The following is a 15,902-nucleotide window of genomic DNA, read 5'->3' as shown; positions in this document are numbered from 1 at the left end:
CGCAGAGTGCGCAGGAAGTAACGACCCGCGGGCCGGCGTTCGCCCCGGGTTCGCGTCGCTCCCTGTTCGCGCGGCATCATGGCCGCTCAGGGAGTCACGAATGAAAATCTGGCGGATCGGCGCGCTCGGCGCCTGCACACTGTTTGCACTGCACGGCTGCGTTACCAACAACCCCAGCCGGGGCATCGCCGATGACGGCACAAGCGCGCAGCGCATCGTCTTTCCGGCCATTTCGCACGATCCGGCGCTGCGCAAGCCGGGCCGTGCGGTGGTGCGCGAAAAGCTCGGGCTGATCCGCACCGGCATGCACAAGGACCAGGTCGTTGCGCTGCTCGGAACGCCCCAGTTCGACGAAGGCATCGCCGGCGTGCGCGAGTGGGATTACCGGCTCGACTTCAAGAGCGGCGGCGGCCTCACCACCTGCCAGTACAAGCTGCTGTTCGATGCCGACTACAGGGTCGGCAGCATGCGCTGGTTGCCGGCCGATTGCGGCGTGTTCCTCGAATAGTCGGCTTCCTCCATCGACAGCGCCTGCAAAGGCAGGCCCAGCAAAAACGTGCTGCCGACGCCCGGTGCGCTGTGCGCGTCCAGCCAGCCGCGATGCCGCTCGATCACGGCGTGCACCACCGACATCCCGATGCCCCAGCCCTGGACGTCGTGCGCATGCGCCGGCTGTCCCGGCGCTCTTTCACGCGCATCGGTTTTCAGGATGCGGGCCAGCTTCTCCGCGGACATGCCTTCGCCTTCGTCGCGCACCGACAACACCGCCTCCCCGACCGCGCCGCCGTGCAGGGCGGACTGGCTCTGGCTCATGCACACATGCACCGTGCGGCCCGGTGCGCTGTGACGGATCGCGTTGGTCAGCAGATTGAGGATCGCGCGGGTCAACAGCGGGCGATCGGCGCGCACGATGCAGTCGTCATCGCCGAGCATCGGCGCCAGCAACACCCCGCGGCTTTGCGCGTAGTGCCAGCTCGCGTCGATGGCGTCCATCGCCGCGTCCCCCATCGGAATGGCCGACAGGTCCTGGCGACTGGCGGCGGTCTCGATCATGCTCATCACGTTCTCGGTGAGTGCGAGCGTGCGATGCGCTTGGCGCTCGACCCCCTGCACCAGTTGCGCGGTGTCGATGCGGCCGCTTTCCTGGTCGGCGTGCAGTGCGAGCAGGCTCAGAATCGACACCTGCGGGCTGCGCAAATCGTGTGAAAGAAACGCGAACCAGCGCTCGCGTTCGCCCTGCACCCGTCGTTCGGTCGTCAGGTCGCGCAGCACCACGACCCGGTGCGTGCCGGGCGCATCGCCGAGGCCGGCGAGCTGCACCGCATGCACGCGCAGCACATCGTGGCCCGCGGTGGTGTATTCGCCGTCCATCGCCTGCGCCCAGCGGTCGGCGGCGTCGGCTTGCAGCCCGTCTGAAATCGTCTTTCGCTGCATGCGAGAGAGTATGTCGAGGAGGTTTCGCCCCTCGAGCGGATCGCCGGCGCCGGCAGGGCCGGCAATGGCAGGTTGCCCCGTCAACAGCTGGCGCGCGACGGCGTTGCTCTGCGCGATCACGCCGTCGGCGCGGCACACCGCGACCGCCACCGGCATCATCTGCAGGCTCTCGTTCAGCATCGCCTGCAGGCCCACCAATCGCTGGATGGCCCGGTCGAGGCTGTGCGCGCGTTCTTCGACCGCATCGAGCGCGACTGCACGCGGCGTGGTCGGCGGTTCGAAGGCGCCCGATGGCACGGCATTCAGCGCATCGATGCGTTGCCGCAAGAACAGCAGCATCGCGCTGAAACGCCGGCCGCTCCACAGCAGGTAGCTCAGTGCGATGCCGGCCATCGAGGTGGCGATCGGCGGCATGTAATGCGCCTGCGACACGGCGATCAGCGCGAGCAACGCGCAGCCGGTGACCAGCAGCATGGCGCTGGCCAGCGCATGCCGCGCACTCAGCAGGAACAGCGCGAGCGCGATCCAGATCGGCACGACCTTCCACAATGTGCCGGCGACCGGCGTCGGGAACTCGAGGGTGCGACCTTGGCGCAAGGCATCGAAAGCATTGGCATGGATCTCGACGCCCGGCATGCTGCTGCGCGCGCCCACGCCGACCACGGCCAGCTGGTCGTTCACCCGCGAGTCCGCCAGCGCACCGACCATCAGGTACTTGCCGCGAAGGCTGTCCGCAGACACCGCCCCGCGCAGCACGTCGATGAAGGATTCCGTCCGGTAGGTGCCGGCCGGTCCCGCGAACCGGAAGCCGAAGCGCGACAGCTTGCTCCAGTCGCCGCGAGGCGCGAACACGGGGTTGGCCGGCGACGCGTCTTGCGCGCCGGTGGCCATGAGCAGGCCGACGTAGGGCACCAGCCGCTCGGCGGTGCCTTCGTAGCGAAAGATGGTGCGCACCCGGTCGTCGGCATCCGGCGCGACGTTGGCGTGGCCGATTCCCTCCGCATGCTGCGCGAGCATGGCGAGCGGGTCGGTGAAGCCGGTGCGAACGCCCGGCGCTGCGGCCGATGGATGGGTGTAGTCCAGCGGCAGGTAGACGGGCAGCGCGCCGATGGCGCGGGCCAGGCGCTGGTCGTCCTCGGGTCGCGCGCTGCCGGCATCGAAAAACACGTTGAACAGCACCGAGCGGGGTGCCGCCGGCGCAAGGCGTTCGAGCAACTCGGCGTGCACCGAACGCGGCCAGGGCAGCGGGCCGATGGCGTCGATGCTGCGCTTGTCGATGCCGATGATCACGACATCGCCGGAGGCGGTGGCCGGCAGCGTCTGCAGCAGGCGGTCGTAGACCATGCGATTGGCTTCCGGCAAGCCGGTTCGGCCGTCGAGCCACAGCAGCAACAGCGGCAGCAGCAGCGCGATCAGCAGCGAGTCGGTGAGCAGCCGCCGTCGCATGAAGCGGCCGTCAGCCCGCATGCGCCAACGGCTCGCGGTCGGCCGATTCGTCTGCCCATTCGAGCCGGTAGCCTTGTCCGTACACCGTCTGCAATCGCACGCCGTTGCCGGCGTGCAGGCCGAGCTTGTTGCGCAGGCGGTAGATGTGGCTGTCGAGTGCGCGCGACGACACCGCGTCGCCGCGATGGCCCGAACTCTCCAGCAGGTACGTGCGCGAGACCGGCCGACCGAGATGACGGAACAGGGCGAGCACCAGCTTGAACTCGCGATCGGTCAGCACGAAGGTCTGCGCCGTGGTGTCGATGGTCACGCTCAGCGTCGAGCGATCGAACACCCAGGGGCCGAAGCGCTCGGTGCTGATGATCGGCGCGGCCGACGCGCTGCCGGCCGGGCCGGCGAGGCGTCGGGTCAGGAGGCGCCGCACGCGTGCGCACAGTTCGATGGCACGAAACGGCTTCGCGACGTAGTCGTCGGCACCCAGGCCGAGTGCCTCGGCCACGTCGCGCTCGGCACCGCGCGAGGTGAGCATGAGCACCGGCACGTCGTCCTGCTTGATCCACCGCAGCCAGCGCAACAGGTCGATGCCGTCGAGGTCGGGCACGCCCCAATCGAGGATCAGCGCGTCGAAGGTTTCGGTGCGAAGCGCGCGGCGCAAGGCCTCGCCGCTTTCGAAGGGAATGGTGGAGATCTCCTCATCGGCGATCGCGAGATGGCGGTCGAGCGCCTGCACGGCGTGCGTCAGTTGATGAGGGTCGTCTTCGAGGACTGCGATGCGCATGACGAGGGTGGATGTGTGACAGGGCCTTAGTGGAACCCAATGTCACGGCCTCGTAGCGTTCGGCTGCTGCCGGAGGGCTGGCGCGCGCCGCCGAAATGTGAACTAGCACCGCTTTTGCCCAATCCTTTCAGCTCAATTCTGACGAAGTCTCGCAGCGCTCCTGTTCGCCCCGGGGCGCTCGACAACCATCGGCGCCTGCCCTGGATTCAGGGAAGGACGGCGCCGGAATCTCCCGGTGAATTCGTAGACACGCGGCGTCGGTGCCGTAACGCAACAGGGATTAAAAATCATGAACAAGTCATATCGGTCAATCTGGAATGAGGCGCTCGGCGCCTGGGTCGCGGCTTCGGAAGCCGTCAAGTCACAGGGCAAGCGCAGCGGCTCGATCGCGCTGATCGCCACCACGCTGGCCATGGGCAGCTCGCTTGCGATGGCGGGTGATGTGGTGCAGACGACGGGGGGCACGTTGGGTGCAACGGCGACCGGTACTTCCGCCATTGCGCTGGGCAACAACGCCCAGGCGGCCGGAACCAGCATGACCGCGATCGGCGGTTCGGCAGGCACGGGCACCACGGGGCAGGACATCGTGGTGATCGGCAACGGCGCTGGTCAGAACATGAACGGCGCGTACATCACTGTCATCGGCAACGGCGCTGGTACCAAGATGCAAGGGCAGTACAACTCTGTCCTCGGATACCTTTCGGGCCAGGATGTCACCGGCGATTCCAATACGCTGCTGGGCGGCTACGCCGCAGGCAACGGCACCAAGGGCAGCCTGAACACCAGCCTCGGCAGCTTCAGCGGCCAGGGCGTTGTCGGCGATCGCAACACCAATGTCGGCACCCGTGCGGGTCAAAACTGGGCCGGCGCAGCCGGCGGCAACGACAACACGGCGGTGGGCTACCGGGCCGGCCAGAACGCCTCGTCGAGCGGCAACACCGCACTCGGCGATGCCGCCGGCAACTATGTGACGGGTGGCGGCAAGGCGTACCAGCTCACTACGGCTGAAGGCTGGACCATGAATGGCGTCTTCAACAACGCATTCGGCGCGGGCGCGGGCCAGTTCGTCAGCGGTGCCGACAACTCGGCCATGGGCACGAACGCCGGTGTCGGCGTGACCGGCAGCGGCAACGTGGCGGTCGGCAAGAACGCCGGCAGCGCCACCATCACGCCGGGCGGCACAGTGGTGTGCGTGCCTTTGGTCGATGGTTGCAATCAGGCCGGCACAAAGGTCGGCACGCTGGCCATCAACGACACCGTCGCCTTCGGCACCAACGCCCTGGCCAACTCGGACAAGGCTGTCGCCATCGGCGCGAACTCATCGGCCACCGGCGTGGGCAACATCGCCCTGGGCTCCAACTCGATCGCCAACGGCGCCACGCTCGGCACCGCCGCCTTCGTGCCCACCGGCAGCCTGATCACCGCCATCAAGGCCCCCACAGCCACCAGCGAAATTTCGATCGGCACGGCCGGCGCGGAACGCCGCATCACCAACGTCGCCGCTGGCGGCGCGGACACCGACGGCGTCAACGTGAGCCAGCTGAAGGCGCTCGACGACCGCACGGTGAAGTACGACGGCTCGCTCGGCGACCCGAAGAACACCGTCACGTTGGCCGGCGCCACTTCGGCGGACGGCGGCCTGACCGGCGGCACCAAGATCACCAACCTGAGCCAGGGCGCCGTGAACGCGACCAGCACCGACGCGATCAACGGCGCGCAGCTGTTCCAGATCACCGGCCCGGTCGACAACACCTACATCACCAACAACGGCAAGGGCGTGCGTTATGTGCGCACCAACGACACCGGCTTGGCACTCGATGACGCACACGCACAAGCGGTGGGCTCCAGCGCCCTCGGCTACAACGCCACCGCCTCGGCTGCCAACGCAGTGGCCATCGGCCGCGGCGCCACCGCCAGCATCGCCGACAGCGTCGCGCTGGGCAGCAACGCAACGACGACCGCCGCAGTGAACACCGCCAGCGCCACCATCGGCGGCACGCCGTACAACTTCGCCGGCGGCACGTCGGTCGGCGTGGTGTCGGTGGGTGCGCTGGGCAGCACGCGCCAGATCCAGAACGTCTCGGCCGGCCAACTGAGCATGACCTCGACTGACGCGGTAAACGGCTCGCAACTCAACGCCACGAACCTGGCTGTCAACAACCTCTTCAACGGCGGCACCAAGTACTTCCACGCCAACTCGGTGCTGGCAGACAGCCAGGCCATCGGTGCGGAAAGCGTGGCGGCCGGCCCGCGCGCTGTCGCCTCGGGCAAGAACAGCGTGGCGATCGGTTCGAACGCCAACGTCACGGGTGACAACAGCATCGCCCTCGGCAACGACTCGGTGGCCACCGGCGCCACGATCGCCAAGACCGGCTGGCAGCCGCTGAGCGCGACCGGCGTCGCCCTGCCGATCGTCGGTACGACCGCCATCGGCGAAGTGTCGGTCGGCTCGGCCGGCAAGGAGCGCCGCATCACCAACCTGGCCGCAGGCGCCGACGACACCGATGCCGTCAACCTGAGCCAGCTCAAGGCGGTGGACGGCAAGATCGTCAACATCTCCAACGGCGCGGCCGGCATGTTCCAGGTCAGCCAGGACTACAACTCGCCGCCACCGCTGCCCACCGGCACCAAGTCGGTGGCGGGCGGTGCGAATGCGAAGGCCTCCGGCAACAGCGCGATGGCGCTGGGCAACGACAGCACCGCATCTTCAACCGGCAGCACGGCCGTGGGCAACGGCGCCACGTCATCGGGTGCCGGTTCGGTCGCCCTCGGCCAAGGCGCGAACGACGGCGGCCGCGGCGCAGAAAGCTACACCGGCAAGTACTCGAACGCGGTGAACAACACGGTCGGCACGGTGTCGGTCGGCAACGCGGCGACCGGCGAGACCCGCACCATCAGCAACGTGGCCGACGGCAAGCTGGCCACCGACGCGGTCAACCTGCGCCAGCTCGACGGCGCGGTGAAGGAAGCCAACACCTACACCGACGGCCGGATCACCGAAATTGCCGGTGACATCACCAACATCAACAACGGTGCCAAGGGCATGTTCCAGGTCAGCCAGGACACGAACACCCCGCCGCCGTCGCCGACCGGCCTCAACTCCGCAGCGGGCGGCGCAGGCTCGGTGGCGTCGGGCAACAACAGCACCGCGGTCGGCAACAGCTCGACGGCCTCCGGTGTCAACAGCACGGCGCTGGGCAACGGCGCGTCGGCCACGGCCGCCAACTCGGTGGCCCTGGGCATGGGCTCGGTGGCAGACCGCGCCAACTCGGTGTCGGTCGGCTCGGTCGGCAACGAACGGCAGATCACCAACGTGAAGGCCGGCGTGGCCGACACCGACGGCGTCAACGTCTCGCAGTTGAAGGGCACGGTCAAGTACGACACCAACGTCGATGGCAGCACCAACTACAACGGCGTGACCCTCGGCAACAACACCGGGCCCGTCTCGGTCCACAACGTGGCACCCGGCGTGGCCGGCACCGATGCGGTCAACGTCAACCAGTTGAACGCGGGCGTCGCCAGTGCCAATGCGTACACCAACCAGCAGGTCGCTGCGGTGCAGGGCCAGATCGACGGCGTGGCGAAGAAGGCTTACGCCGGTGCCGCCGCCGCCATGGCGATGGAAAGCGCGCCTTACGTGGCCGGCAAGCTGACCTACTCGGCAGGCCTCGGCTACTACCAGCAGCAGACGGCTGCAGCGGTGACGCTGCGCCGCACCGCCGACAACGGTCGCTGGAGCATCACCGGCGGCGTGTCGGTCTCCAGCGGCGGTGTGGGTGCGCGTGTCGGTATCTCCGGCGTCTTCAACTGATCTCAATTCAACGGTTATTCATCATGTCCAAATCCAGCTTCAAGTGGCAACCTGCCACGGCCTACGCCGCCACCATCGGTGGCATGGCACTCGCGCTCGTCGTCTGCCTCGCCGCACCGGCGTACGCGGCCGACCCGGCACAGGTCACGTTCCCGTCGCTCGACAGTTCGTACCTGCACACCGGCGATTTCGTCGGCCCCGACCACACGCGCCGTGTGCGCCCCGGTCTCAACAAGGACCAGGTGCGTCTGCAACTGGGCAACCCGCACTTCAGCGAAGGCATCTTCAGCGTGCGTGAGTGGGACTACGCGTTCAACTTCTACACGGGCCAGGGCGACAAGTACGTCACCTGCCAGTTCAAGACGCGCTTCGACGAGAAGGACGTCGTGGTCAGCACGCACTGGGCCGACCCGGCGTGCGAACAGATCGCCAATCCGCCCGCACTGGTGGCCGCAGCGCCTGTGCCTGCCACCGCCACCGCGGGCCAGCGCGTGACGCTGGCCGCCGACGGCCTCTTCGTGTTTGGCCGTTCGGCCTTGGCCGACCTGCTGCCGGGCGGCCGCGAAAAGCTGACCGCCATGGCCGCCGGCATCCGTGCCGGCAAGGTCCAGCCGACGGCCGTGGTCGTGACCGGCCACACCGATCGCATCGGATCGAACGAAGAGAACCTCGCCCTGTCGCGAGCGCGCGCCGCCACCGTGCGCGATTACATGACGCAGAACGGCGTTGCGCCGGAGCTGATCCGCTCGTCGGATGTCGGCGAATCGCAGCCGGTGAAGGACTGCACGGGCGAGCGCATCACGCCGGCCCTGATCCAGTGCCTGCAGCCGAACCGCCGCGTCGAGATCGAAGTGACCGGGCGAGACGCTGCGCGCTGACCGCAGTCGATGTCCGCGAACCGCAACGCGATACGGAGCAACCCATGAGCAGCGAGCCGCGTCCTGCAGATTTAATGGCGTTGATCCGTAACGCGCTGTCGGCATCCCGACTTTTTTCCCGCGCTTCTGCCGAGTGGATAGAGCGGCTCGCGAAGGGGAGCAGTCTTCGGCAGTACCGGCGCGGCGACGCGGTCTCGACGTGCATCGGCACAGCCGATCACGTGCTGCTCGCCGTCTCCGGATTGCTGGAAATCAGCCTCGTCGCGGCCAATGGCCGGCGCTTCGTCATGGGCATCGCAGGGCCCGGCGAGGTCATTGGCCTGGTTCGGCTGTTCGCGGAGACGCCCGTCAAATACGGCTACGTCGCGCGTGAGAATGCATCTGTCGTGCACATGCCCTGCAGCGAATTGCACACCTTGTTCGATTCGGAGCCGATGCGATGGCGGGACGTGTGCGAATTCGCCATCGACCGCAAGGCGCAACTCATCGGCACCGTGCTCGACCAGGTGGTGATCGGCGGTGCCGACCACCGCATTGCAGCCACCTTGCGGCGGCTGTCGAAACTCTTCGGCGTGCAGCGCCAGGCGGGAACGCTGCTCAAGCTGCGTCTCTCGCAGGACGATCTTGCCGACATGCTCTGCGTGTCGCGCCAGACGGTGAACAAGGAACTGCATCGACTGGAAACAGCCGGCGTGATCGGGTGTGCCTACAACACCATCACCATCCTGCAACCCGACGTACTTTCGAAGATTGCAGACCAAAGCGTTTGACGAATTGCCGCCGTGGGGTTCTCCCTCCCATGGAACGGAGCAATTAACAGTTATTGACAATTACCTTCACATTCACCCAGCCATTGCCGGGAGTGGGGCTGATTTTTTTGCGCAATTTGTCACGCATTGTTATTTTTGAGCGTCGCAGGCGTTCCACATTGTTTGTTTTTGACTTTTTAGACGCTGACGTCACTTTGATACTCACTTTCGGCTGACAGGAATTTGTTTCTGTTGGAAACAAAACCAACGAGGAGTGTCAATGAACCGGTCTTACAAATCCATCTGGAATGCATCGCTCGGCGCCTGGGTCGCCGCTTCCGAACTGACGCGGTCTTGCGGAAAACGCTCGTCGGGCGCAGTGGTGGCAGTGTCTGCGGCCTTGATGATGGCCGGACTGATGCCGACCGACGCGGCTGCGCAGGATGCGGTTTGTGTGAATCCGGTCGGTGGTGCGCCGGTGGGCACGACCAGCGGTTCCGGCTTCGAAGTGGCTTGCGGCAATGCGGCCGTCGCTTCTGGCGCGAACGCGGTCGCTGTCGGCAACACTGCGACAGCGGCGGGCAATGGTTCGGTCGCCATCGGGAAAGACACATCGACCGTCGGCATCGACACCGTTGTGATGGGGCGAGGCGCCAAATTCACAGACAACACGCCCACAGGTGCCGGAGGTGTCGTGATCGGCGCCGGGGCCACCAGCGGCGGCGGGTTTGGAAGCATTCCGAACAACACCTCAGGCTTTGCGACCGTCGTCATCGGTGCCAAGGCAGAAGGCACCGGTTCAGGCGCTGTTGCAATTGGCGACTCTTCGCGCGCCAACAATGGCTCTGTGGCGATTGGCCCAACCGCCGTCGCCGGCCCAACGCCGGCAGCCGGCGCTGGCGTTAATTCAAGCCAAATCGCAATTGGCTCGGGTGCGCGTGCCGGCGCCGACATGGTCAGTGCGCTTGGAGTAACAGGTGCCATCGCAATCGGTACAAATGCGCAAGCGAGCCCCGGAACCGTGCGAATCGCCAACACCATGGCGTTGGGCAACAACACCGTGGCGACCGCTGTGGGTGGCGTGGCATTGGGCAATGCGTCAGCCGCGAGCACCGCAGCAGGGATTCTCGGCTACATGCCGTCGAATGCAGACGCCGCACAGATTGCAGCCATCACGGCAACGAAAGGTACGCAGGGCGCGCTGTCCGTCGGCAATGCGGCCGGCGGCATCTTCCGCCAGATCAATGCGGTCGCGGCGGGCACCGCAGACAGCGACGCGGTCAACGTTTCGCAGTTGAAAGCCGCCGAAGCCGTGGCTGCCGCGAACAAGACCAAGTACTACAGCGTCAATTCGACCGGTGGAACCAACGAGGACAACCTCGGCGCTGCGGGTGCCGACGCGATCGCCTCAGGCAAGAATGCGTCGGTGGCGGCCAGCAGTAAAAACGCGATCGCCATGGGCGTGGGTGCCAAGGTGCTGACCAATTCGGCAAGCAGCGTCGCCATCGGCGACACTGCGACCGCGACGGGCTCGGGTTCGGTCGCCTTGGGCCTGAACGCGCAGGCACTGGGGTCAACTGCCATCGTCAACACTTATGCGGACGGCACGGTCGCGATCGGCAACGGCGCGACTGCCAACGACTCGCTGACGGTGGCGGTCGGCACGCGCAGCAAGGCGACAGCCACCAGTGCGTCTGCACTGGGCGTTGGCAGCATAGCGAGCGGCGTGCAGTCGACCGCGATCGGCTATGAAAGCAAAGCGTTGAACTCAGATGCCACCGCGTTGGGCACCGGCAGCACCGCGTCTGGCAGTACCAGCACGGCCCTTGGCGCTGGCAGCACGGCTTCAGGCAGCGGCGCGGTCGCGGTCGGCAATGGCGCGACCGCCAGCAACACCACCGCCATCGCGATCGGCGCGGCGGCGGGCGCGTCGAGCAGCGGGGCGGTGGGCATCGGCTTTCTGAGCAAAGCCAACGTGTCCGACTCGGTGGCGCTGGGTTCCAATTCTGTTGCCAGCATCGCCGGCGGTGCGGCAGGGTATGTGCCAACCAATGCCGATACTGCGCAGACCGCGGCGATCGCTGCGACCGCCAGCAAAACCTATGGTGCCATCTCGGTCGGTAACGCGACCACGAAGCAGTACCGCCAGATCACCAACGTCGCGGCCGGCACGTTGAACACCGATGCGGTGAATGTGTCGCAGCTGAAGGCGGTGGAGGGCACGGTTGCCGCCAACAAGACCAAGTACTACAGCGTGAACGGCACAGCGACCGGCGTGGGAAGCAATGTCAACAACGACGGCGCGACCGGTCTGCAATCGATGGCCGCCGGCGAGCTTTCGAGCGCGGCAGGCAACCTCAGTGTTGCGATGGGCGCGGTGAGTGAGGCGTCGGGCCCAGGTGGCACAGCACTCGGTGCCAATTCGACTGCGGCCAGTGAGGGCGCCACAGCGGTGGGCTATGCGGCCTATGTCGGCGGGAAAGACGGCACCGCCATCGGGCATGGCGCGGCCGCTTCTTTTGCGGAAACCGTGGCCATCGGGCACGACACGCAAGACAGTGCAATCAATTCGGTGTTGGTCGGCGCACGTGCCAACGGTGCTGCCAACTCCACCGCGCTGGGCTACCAGGCCAAAGCGGTGGCCAACGTCGGCGACGTGGCGCTCGGCGCCAACTCGGTCACGGCGGCCGTGGTGAACACCGCGGGCACGACCATCCGCGGCACCCCGTACGTCTTCGCCGGGACCGACGCGACCAGCACGGTCAGCGTGGGCACGGGCGCGGCAGTGAACGGCGTGCGCACCGTCACCAATGTCGCTGCTGGCCGGATCAGCGGAACCAGCACCGATGCCATCAATGGCTCGCAGCTGTACGCGACGAACGACGCGATCAACAACCTGTCGACCACGGTGGCGGCCAACAAGACCAAGTACTACAGCGTGCAAGGCGTGAGCTCCGGGGTAGGGAGCAACGCCGACAACGACGGCGCGACGGGGCTACAGGCCATGGCCGCCGGTGAAAAGGCATCCGCAGGGGGCGACTTCGCGGTCGCGATGGGGACGGAAGCCAAGGCTTCGGCCGCTGGCGGTGTAGCGATTGGCTCTAACGCGTCGGCGGTCGGCACTGGCGGCGCTACAGCCGTCGGCTACGGCAGCTGGGCCGGCGATTTCGGCAGCACGGCGTTGGGCTACGGCGCCATGGCCCAGTTTGCGGACACTGTGGCGATCGGCCATGACACGCAAGACAGCGCAGCCAATTCGGTCCTCGTCGGTGCACGCGCAGGCGGCGCCGCCAATTCCACCGCATTGGGTTACGAGGCCAAGGCCAACGTTCTCAATTCGGTCGCCTTGGGGGCAGGCTCCGTTTCCGACCGCGCCATCGCCGGCACCAGCGGCCAGATCACCTCGAGCACCGCGCTCATCCCCTACAACACCACGGACCGGACGCTGCTCGGCGCGGTCTCCGTGGGCAACGCCACGAGCTACCGTCAGATCACGAACGTGGCGGACGGTACCGAGGCGCAAGACGCCGTCACGCTGCGCCAGCTGACCGGCGCACTGGGTTCCTTTGCTGTCACGCCGACGAAGTACTTCCATGCCAACTCCAGCGCGCCGGACTCGCTGGCGGTTGGCATGGAGTCCGTTGCGGTCGGACCGCAAACGGTGGTCAACGGCAACAACGGCGTGGGCATCGGCAACGGCGCCACGGTGCAAGCCTCGGCCCCGGGCGGCATCGCCATCGGCCAGGCGGCGCGCAGCGTGTCGGCGGACTCGATCGCGCTGGGCACCCAGGCCAGCGCGCTGGGCGTGCAGGGCGTGGCGATCGGCGCGGGCAGCGTGGTCAACACCGCGGGTGGCGTGGCGCTGGGTGCAGGCTCGGTCGCCAGCACGGTGCCCGGTGCCGCCGGCTACGTGCCGAACGGTGCCAGCACGGCGCAGACCGCCGCCATCAACGCGACGACCAGCACGCTGGCCGGCGTGTCGGTCGGCAACGCGGCGGCAGGCCAGTTCCGCCAGATCAACGGTGTGGCCGCGGGCACGGTCGACAGCGATGCGGTCAATGTGTCGCAACTCAAGGCGGTGCAGACCACGGTGCAGAACATCGACAACACGGCGGTGAAGTACGACACCAACGCCAACGGCACGACCAACTACAACAGCGTGTCGCTGGGCGGCAGCAACACGACGGGACCGGTCTCGGTGCACAACGTGGCACCCGGCGTGGCGGGCACCGACGCGGTCAACGTGAACCAGTTGAACAGCGGCGTGGCATCCGCCAACGCGTACACGAACACCCGGGCCGCGCAGCTCGACAACCGCATCGACAGCGTCTCGAAAAACGCCTACGCCGGTGTCGCCGCCGCCATGGCGGTGCAGATGCCGGCCAGCTACGTGCCGGGCAAGACGGTCATGCGCATCGGATACGGCGTCTTCAAGGGCGAAAGCGCTGTCGGCGTGAGCATGCGCCGCACGGCGGACAACAACGGATGGAGCCTGACGGGCGGCGTGGGCCTGAGCCGCGCCGGCGTGGCGGCCACCGTGGGCGCCGAATGGGTCTTCAATTGAACAACAAGAACGAGGGAGCTTTCACCATGAACACATCGACCCCATCACTTGCACCACGCGCCGCCAGGGCGTTCTCTTTCACGCTCGCCGCCTGTGCGGTCGCGCTGCTCGCAGGCTGTGCCAGCCCGAGCCACACGATCACACCCGAAGGCCAGGCGCGGGCCGCGGCCGACAACCCGGCGCCGCCGACGGACAAGGATTTCCCGGCGCTCGAATCGGCCAAGTGGAAACAGGGCACGTTCCCGAGCCTCGAGGCGTTGCGCGCGATGCGCACCGGCATGGGCAAGGACCAGGTGCGCGACCTGCTCAACTGGCCGCACTTCAGCGAAGGCATCTTCGGCGTGCGCGAGTGGAACTACATCTTTCACTTTCGCACCGGCAAGGGCCCGGAGTTCATCACCTGCCAATACATGGTTCGCTTCAACAGCGACGTGTTGACCCACGGCATGTACTGGAAGAATCCGGCCTGCGCCGCGTTGCTCAACCCGGTGGAAGTGAAGCCGGTCGCCGTGGTCGTGCCACCGGCTGCGCCGCGCAAGATCACGCTGGCGGCCGACGGTTTGTTCCGCTTCGATCGCAGCGCGCTGGCCGACCTGCTGCCCGAGGGCAAGCGCCGCGTCGAAGCACTGGGCGCCGAGCTGCAGCGCAGCGGCAGCAAGCTCAACGGCGTGGTCGTGACCGGGCACACCGATCGCCTGGGCTCTGACAGCTACAACGATGCGCTTTCGCTCTCGCGTGCCAACACCGTGCGCGACCTGCTGGTGGCGCAAGGCCTCGACGGCAAGCGGATCCGCACGGTGGGCGAGGGCAAGCGTCGCCCGGTCGCGACCTGCGACGGCGCCAGGGCAACCCCTGCGCTGGTGAGCTGCCTGCAGCCGAACCGCCGCGTCGACATCGAGGTGTCCGCGGAGCAGTGAGATCCGGGGCTCGTGCTTTGATGCTCTGAACCGCACATGCACGGCCCCCTCATGCTGTTCCTCCCCTCCGCATTGCTGGTCGCGCTCGGCGGCGTTGTCGCGCTGGCGCTGTTTCGCCTGCGCTATGGCTGGTCGTGCAAACGATGGCTGCGTGCGATCCGGTTCGCGCCGGCCGAGGAGATGAGCGCCGCGCAGTTGTTCGGTTGCCTGCTGAGCGCGAACATGGCCCTGCTGGAGCACGACAACTTCAACCAGCTCGAGAGCGCGCTGCCGGCCAAGCGCATCCGGGCCATCCTGGCCGCGCACTGGGACATCGACTCTGCCGAAAGCTGCAGCCGCACCCTCTTCGGCAGGTTGCGAAACCTGGGTTGCGCGACGCTGGAAGAGCAGGCGGCCTTTTCGGCCTGGGCGGCCGGCAGCTCGATCGATTCGCGTGCCTTCGCCTCATTGCATGGCGTGTGCCGTTTCCTGTCGACGGACGCGCAGGTGGTGCCGCCGCACCGATTGCTCGGCCATCGTTTCAGCATGATGGCCTGGGACATTCAGCAGGTGGCCTACATGACCCGGTTGGGCGTCACGGCCGGCTTCGTTTCACGGCACAGTGCCGAGCACGTGTTCGACGAGCTGCAGCGGCACGCGCGTCGGGCCTGCCACTCGTGGAACGACTACTCGCTCTCAATGCTGGTCGGCATGGGCGTGCGCAGCCCGGTAGACGAATTCGATGTCGGTGGCTGGTTCGAATTTGCCCGCAGCCACACCGTGCTGGAAGGCAGCCGCGACACGCTGCTGCGGCATGCCACGCCGTGGGACCCGGCGGTTCAGCCAGCCAGCGCGGCCTCGACGTCGCGCGTCATCGAAGCAGGCGTGTCGAGCGGCGCATAGCGCTTGAGCACGGACCCGTCGCGCGCGACCAGGAACTTGGTGAAGTTCCACTTGATGGCCGTGCTGCCCAGGAGGCCGGGCTTTTCTTTGGTGAGCCACTGGTAGAGCGGCGTCGCGCCGCTGCCGTTCACCTCGATCTTTTCCATCATCGGAAAACTCACGCCGTAGTTCTTGAGACAGAACGCGCCGATCTCTTCATTGCTGCCCGGGTCTTGCGACGCGAACTGATTTGATGGAAAGCCCAAGACCACCAAGCCCTGTTCCGCATACTTTTCGTAGAGCGTCTCCAGCCCCTCGAACTGCGGCGTGAACCCGCACTTGCTGGCGGTGTTCACGATCAGCAGCACCTTGCCGCGGTAGTCGGACAGCTTCACGGTCTTGCCGTCGATCTGCTGGGCTTCGAAATCGAAAACCGTGGTCATGGCGTGTCCTTGTGTCCGTGG

Annotated in this window: 10 protein-coding genes and 1 pseudogene; 8 read left to right on the top strand and 3 right to left on the bottom strand. The window is 66.8% G+C overall.

The window, feature by feature from the left end; genetic code table 11:
* Positions 1-100: 100 nt before the first annotated feature.
* Positions 101-508: an outer membrane protein assembly factor BamE gene (locus AX767_RS09500; protein WP_068630743.1), complete on the top strand. Its 408-nt coding sequence runs from the start codon at positions 101-103 to the stop codon at positions 506-508.
* Here the strand turns inward: AX767_RS09500 and AX767_RS09495 are convergent.
* Positions 451-2,901 carry a CHASE2 domain-containing protein gene (locus tag AX767_RS09495; protein ID WP_068630740.1) on the bottom strand — a complete coding sequence of 817 codons (2,451 nt, stop codon included), beginning with the start codon at positions 2,899-2,901 and terminating at the stop codon, positions 451-453. The genes AX767_RS09500 and AX767_RS09495 overlap by 58 nt on opposite strands.
* Entirely contained in the window at positions 2,891-3,658 is a 768-nt protein-coding gene (locus tag AX767_RS09490; protein ID WP_068630739.1) for a response regulator transcription factor, read from the bottom strand. Before AX767_RS09490 ends, AX767_RS09495 begins: the two co-directional genes overlap by 11 nt.
* A 289-nt stretch (positions 3,659-3,947) precedes the next feature.
* On the opposite strand from AX767_RS09490, the gene AX767_RS09485 reads away from it, so the two are divergent.
* The 7 genes and pseudogenes from AX767_RS09485 (at position 3,948) to AX767_RS09455 (ending at position 15,459) form a co-directional block, all read left to right on the top strand.
* Entirely contained in the window at positions 3,948-7,469 is a 3,522-nt protein-coding gene (locus tag AX767_RS09485; RefSeq protein ID WP_068630737.1) for an ESPR-type extended signal peptide-containing protein, read from the top strand.
* 23 nt (positions 7,470-7,492) lie between these two features.
* Positions 7,493-8,347 carry an OmpA family protein gene (locus tag AX767_RS09480; protein ID WP_068630735.1) on the top strand — a complete coding sequence of 285 codons (855 nt, stop codon included), beginning with the start codon at positions 7,493-7,495 and terminating at the stop codon, positions 8,345-8,347.
* The gene (locus AX767_RS09475) at positions 8,287-9,117 is read left to right on the top strand and encodes a Crp/Fnr family transcriptional regulator (protein WP_156481007.1); all 831 of its coding nucleotides are present in this window, start codon (positions 8,287-8,289) and stop codon (positions 9,115-9,117) included. Before AX767_RS09480 ends, AX767_RS09475 begins: the two co-directional genes overlap by 61 nt.
* Positions 9,118-9,376: 259 nt before the next feature.
* A pseudogene (locus AX767_RS22265) lies at positions 9,377-9,670 on the top strand (ESPR domain-containing protein); the annotation flags it as partial.
* Positions 9,671-10,117: 447 nt separating this feature from the next.
* Positions 10,118-13,660: a beta strand repeat-containing protein gene (locus AX767_RS09465; RefSeq protein WP_068630728.1), complete on the top strand. Its 3,543-nt coding sequence runs from the start codon at positions 10,118-10,120 to the stop codon at positions 13,658-13,660.
* Positions 13,661-13,686: 26 nt separating this feature from the next.
* The gene (locus tag AX767_RS09460) at positions 13,687-14,577 is read left to right on the top strand and encodes an OmpA family protein (protein ID WP_068633539.1); all 891 of its coding nucleotides are present in this window, start codon (positions 13,687-13,689) and stop codon (positions 14,575-14,577) included.
* A 36-nt stretch (positions 14,578-14,613) separates the two neighbouring features.
* A complete protein-coding gene (locus AX767_RS09455; protein WP_068630726.1) occupies positions 14,614-15,459 on the top strand; it encodes a DUF1266 domain-containing protein in 846 nt (281 codons plus the stop codon).
* On the opposite strand, the gene AX767_RS09450 is transcribed toward AX767_RS09455, so the two are convergent.
* Positions 15,396-15,881: a glutathione peroxidase gene (locus AX767_RS09450; protein WP_068630724.1), complete on the bottom strand. Its 486-nt coding sequence runs from the start codon at positions 15,879-15,881 to the stop codon at positions 15,396-15,398. The genes AX767_RS09455 and AX767_RS09450 overlap by 64 nt on opposite strands.
* Between the last annotated feature and the right edge of the window lie 21 nt (positions 15,882-15,902).

Source organism: Variovorax sp. PAMC 28711 (assembly GCF_001577265.1).
Classification (GTDB): Bacteria; Pseudomonadota; Gammaproteobacteria; order Burkholderiales; family Burkholderiaceae_C; genus Variovorax.
Note: the sequence above shows the minus strand (reverse complement) of the source record. Positions and strands in the feature narration are given on the sequence as shown.

Coding starts and splice junctions, on each gene's coding strand:
- AX767_RS09500 (WP_068630743.1), top strand. CDS start 101: ATGAAAATCTGGCGGATCGGCGCGCTCGGCGCCTGCACACTGTTTGCA.
- AX767_RS09495 (WP_068630740.1), bottom strand. CDS start 2,901: ATGCGGGCTGACGGCCGCTTCATGCGACGGCGGCTGCTCACCGACTCG.
- AX767_RS09490 (WP_068630739.1), bottom strand. CDS start 3,658: ATGCGCATCGCAGTCCTCGAAGACGACCCTCATCAACTGACGCACGCC.
- AX767_RS09485 (WP_068630737.1), top strand. CDS start 3,948: ATGAACAAGTCATATCGGTCAATCTGGAATGAGGCGCTCGGCGCCTGG.
- AX767_RS09480 (WP_068630735.1), top strand. CDS start 7,493: ATGTCCAAATCCAGCTTCAAGTGGCAACCTGCCACGGCCTACGCCGCC.
- AX767_RS09460 (WP_068633539.1), top strand. CDS start 13,687: ATGAACACATCGACCCCATCACTTGCACCACGCGCCGCCAGGGCGTTC.
- AX767_RS09455 (WP_068630726.1), top strand. CDS start 14,614: ATGCACGGCCCCCTCATGCTGTTCCTCCCCTCCGCATTGCTGGTCGCG.
- AX767_RS09450 (WP_068630724.1), bottom strand. CDS start 15,881: ATGACCACGGTTTTCGATTTCGAAGCCCAGCAGATCGACGGCAAGACC.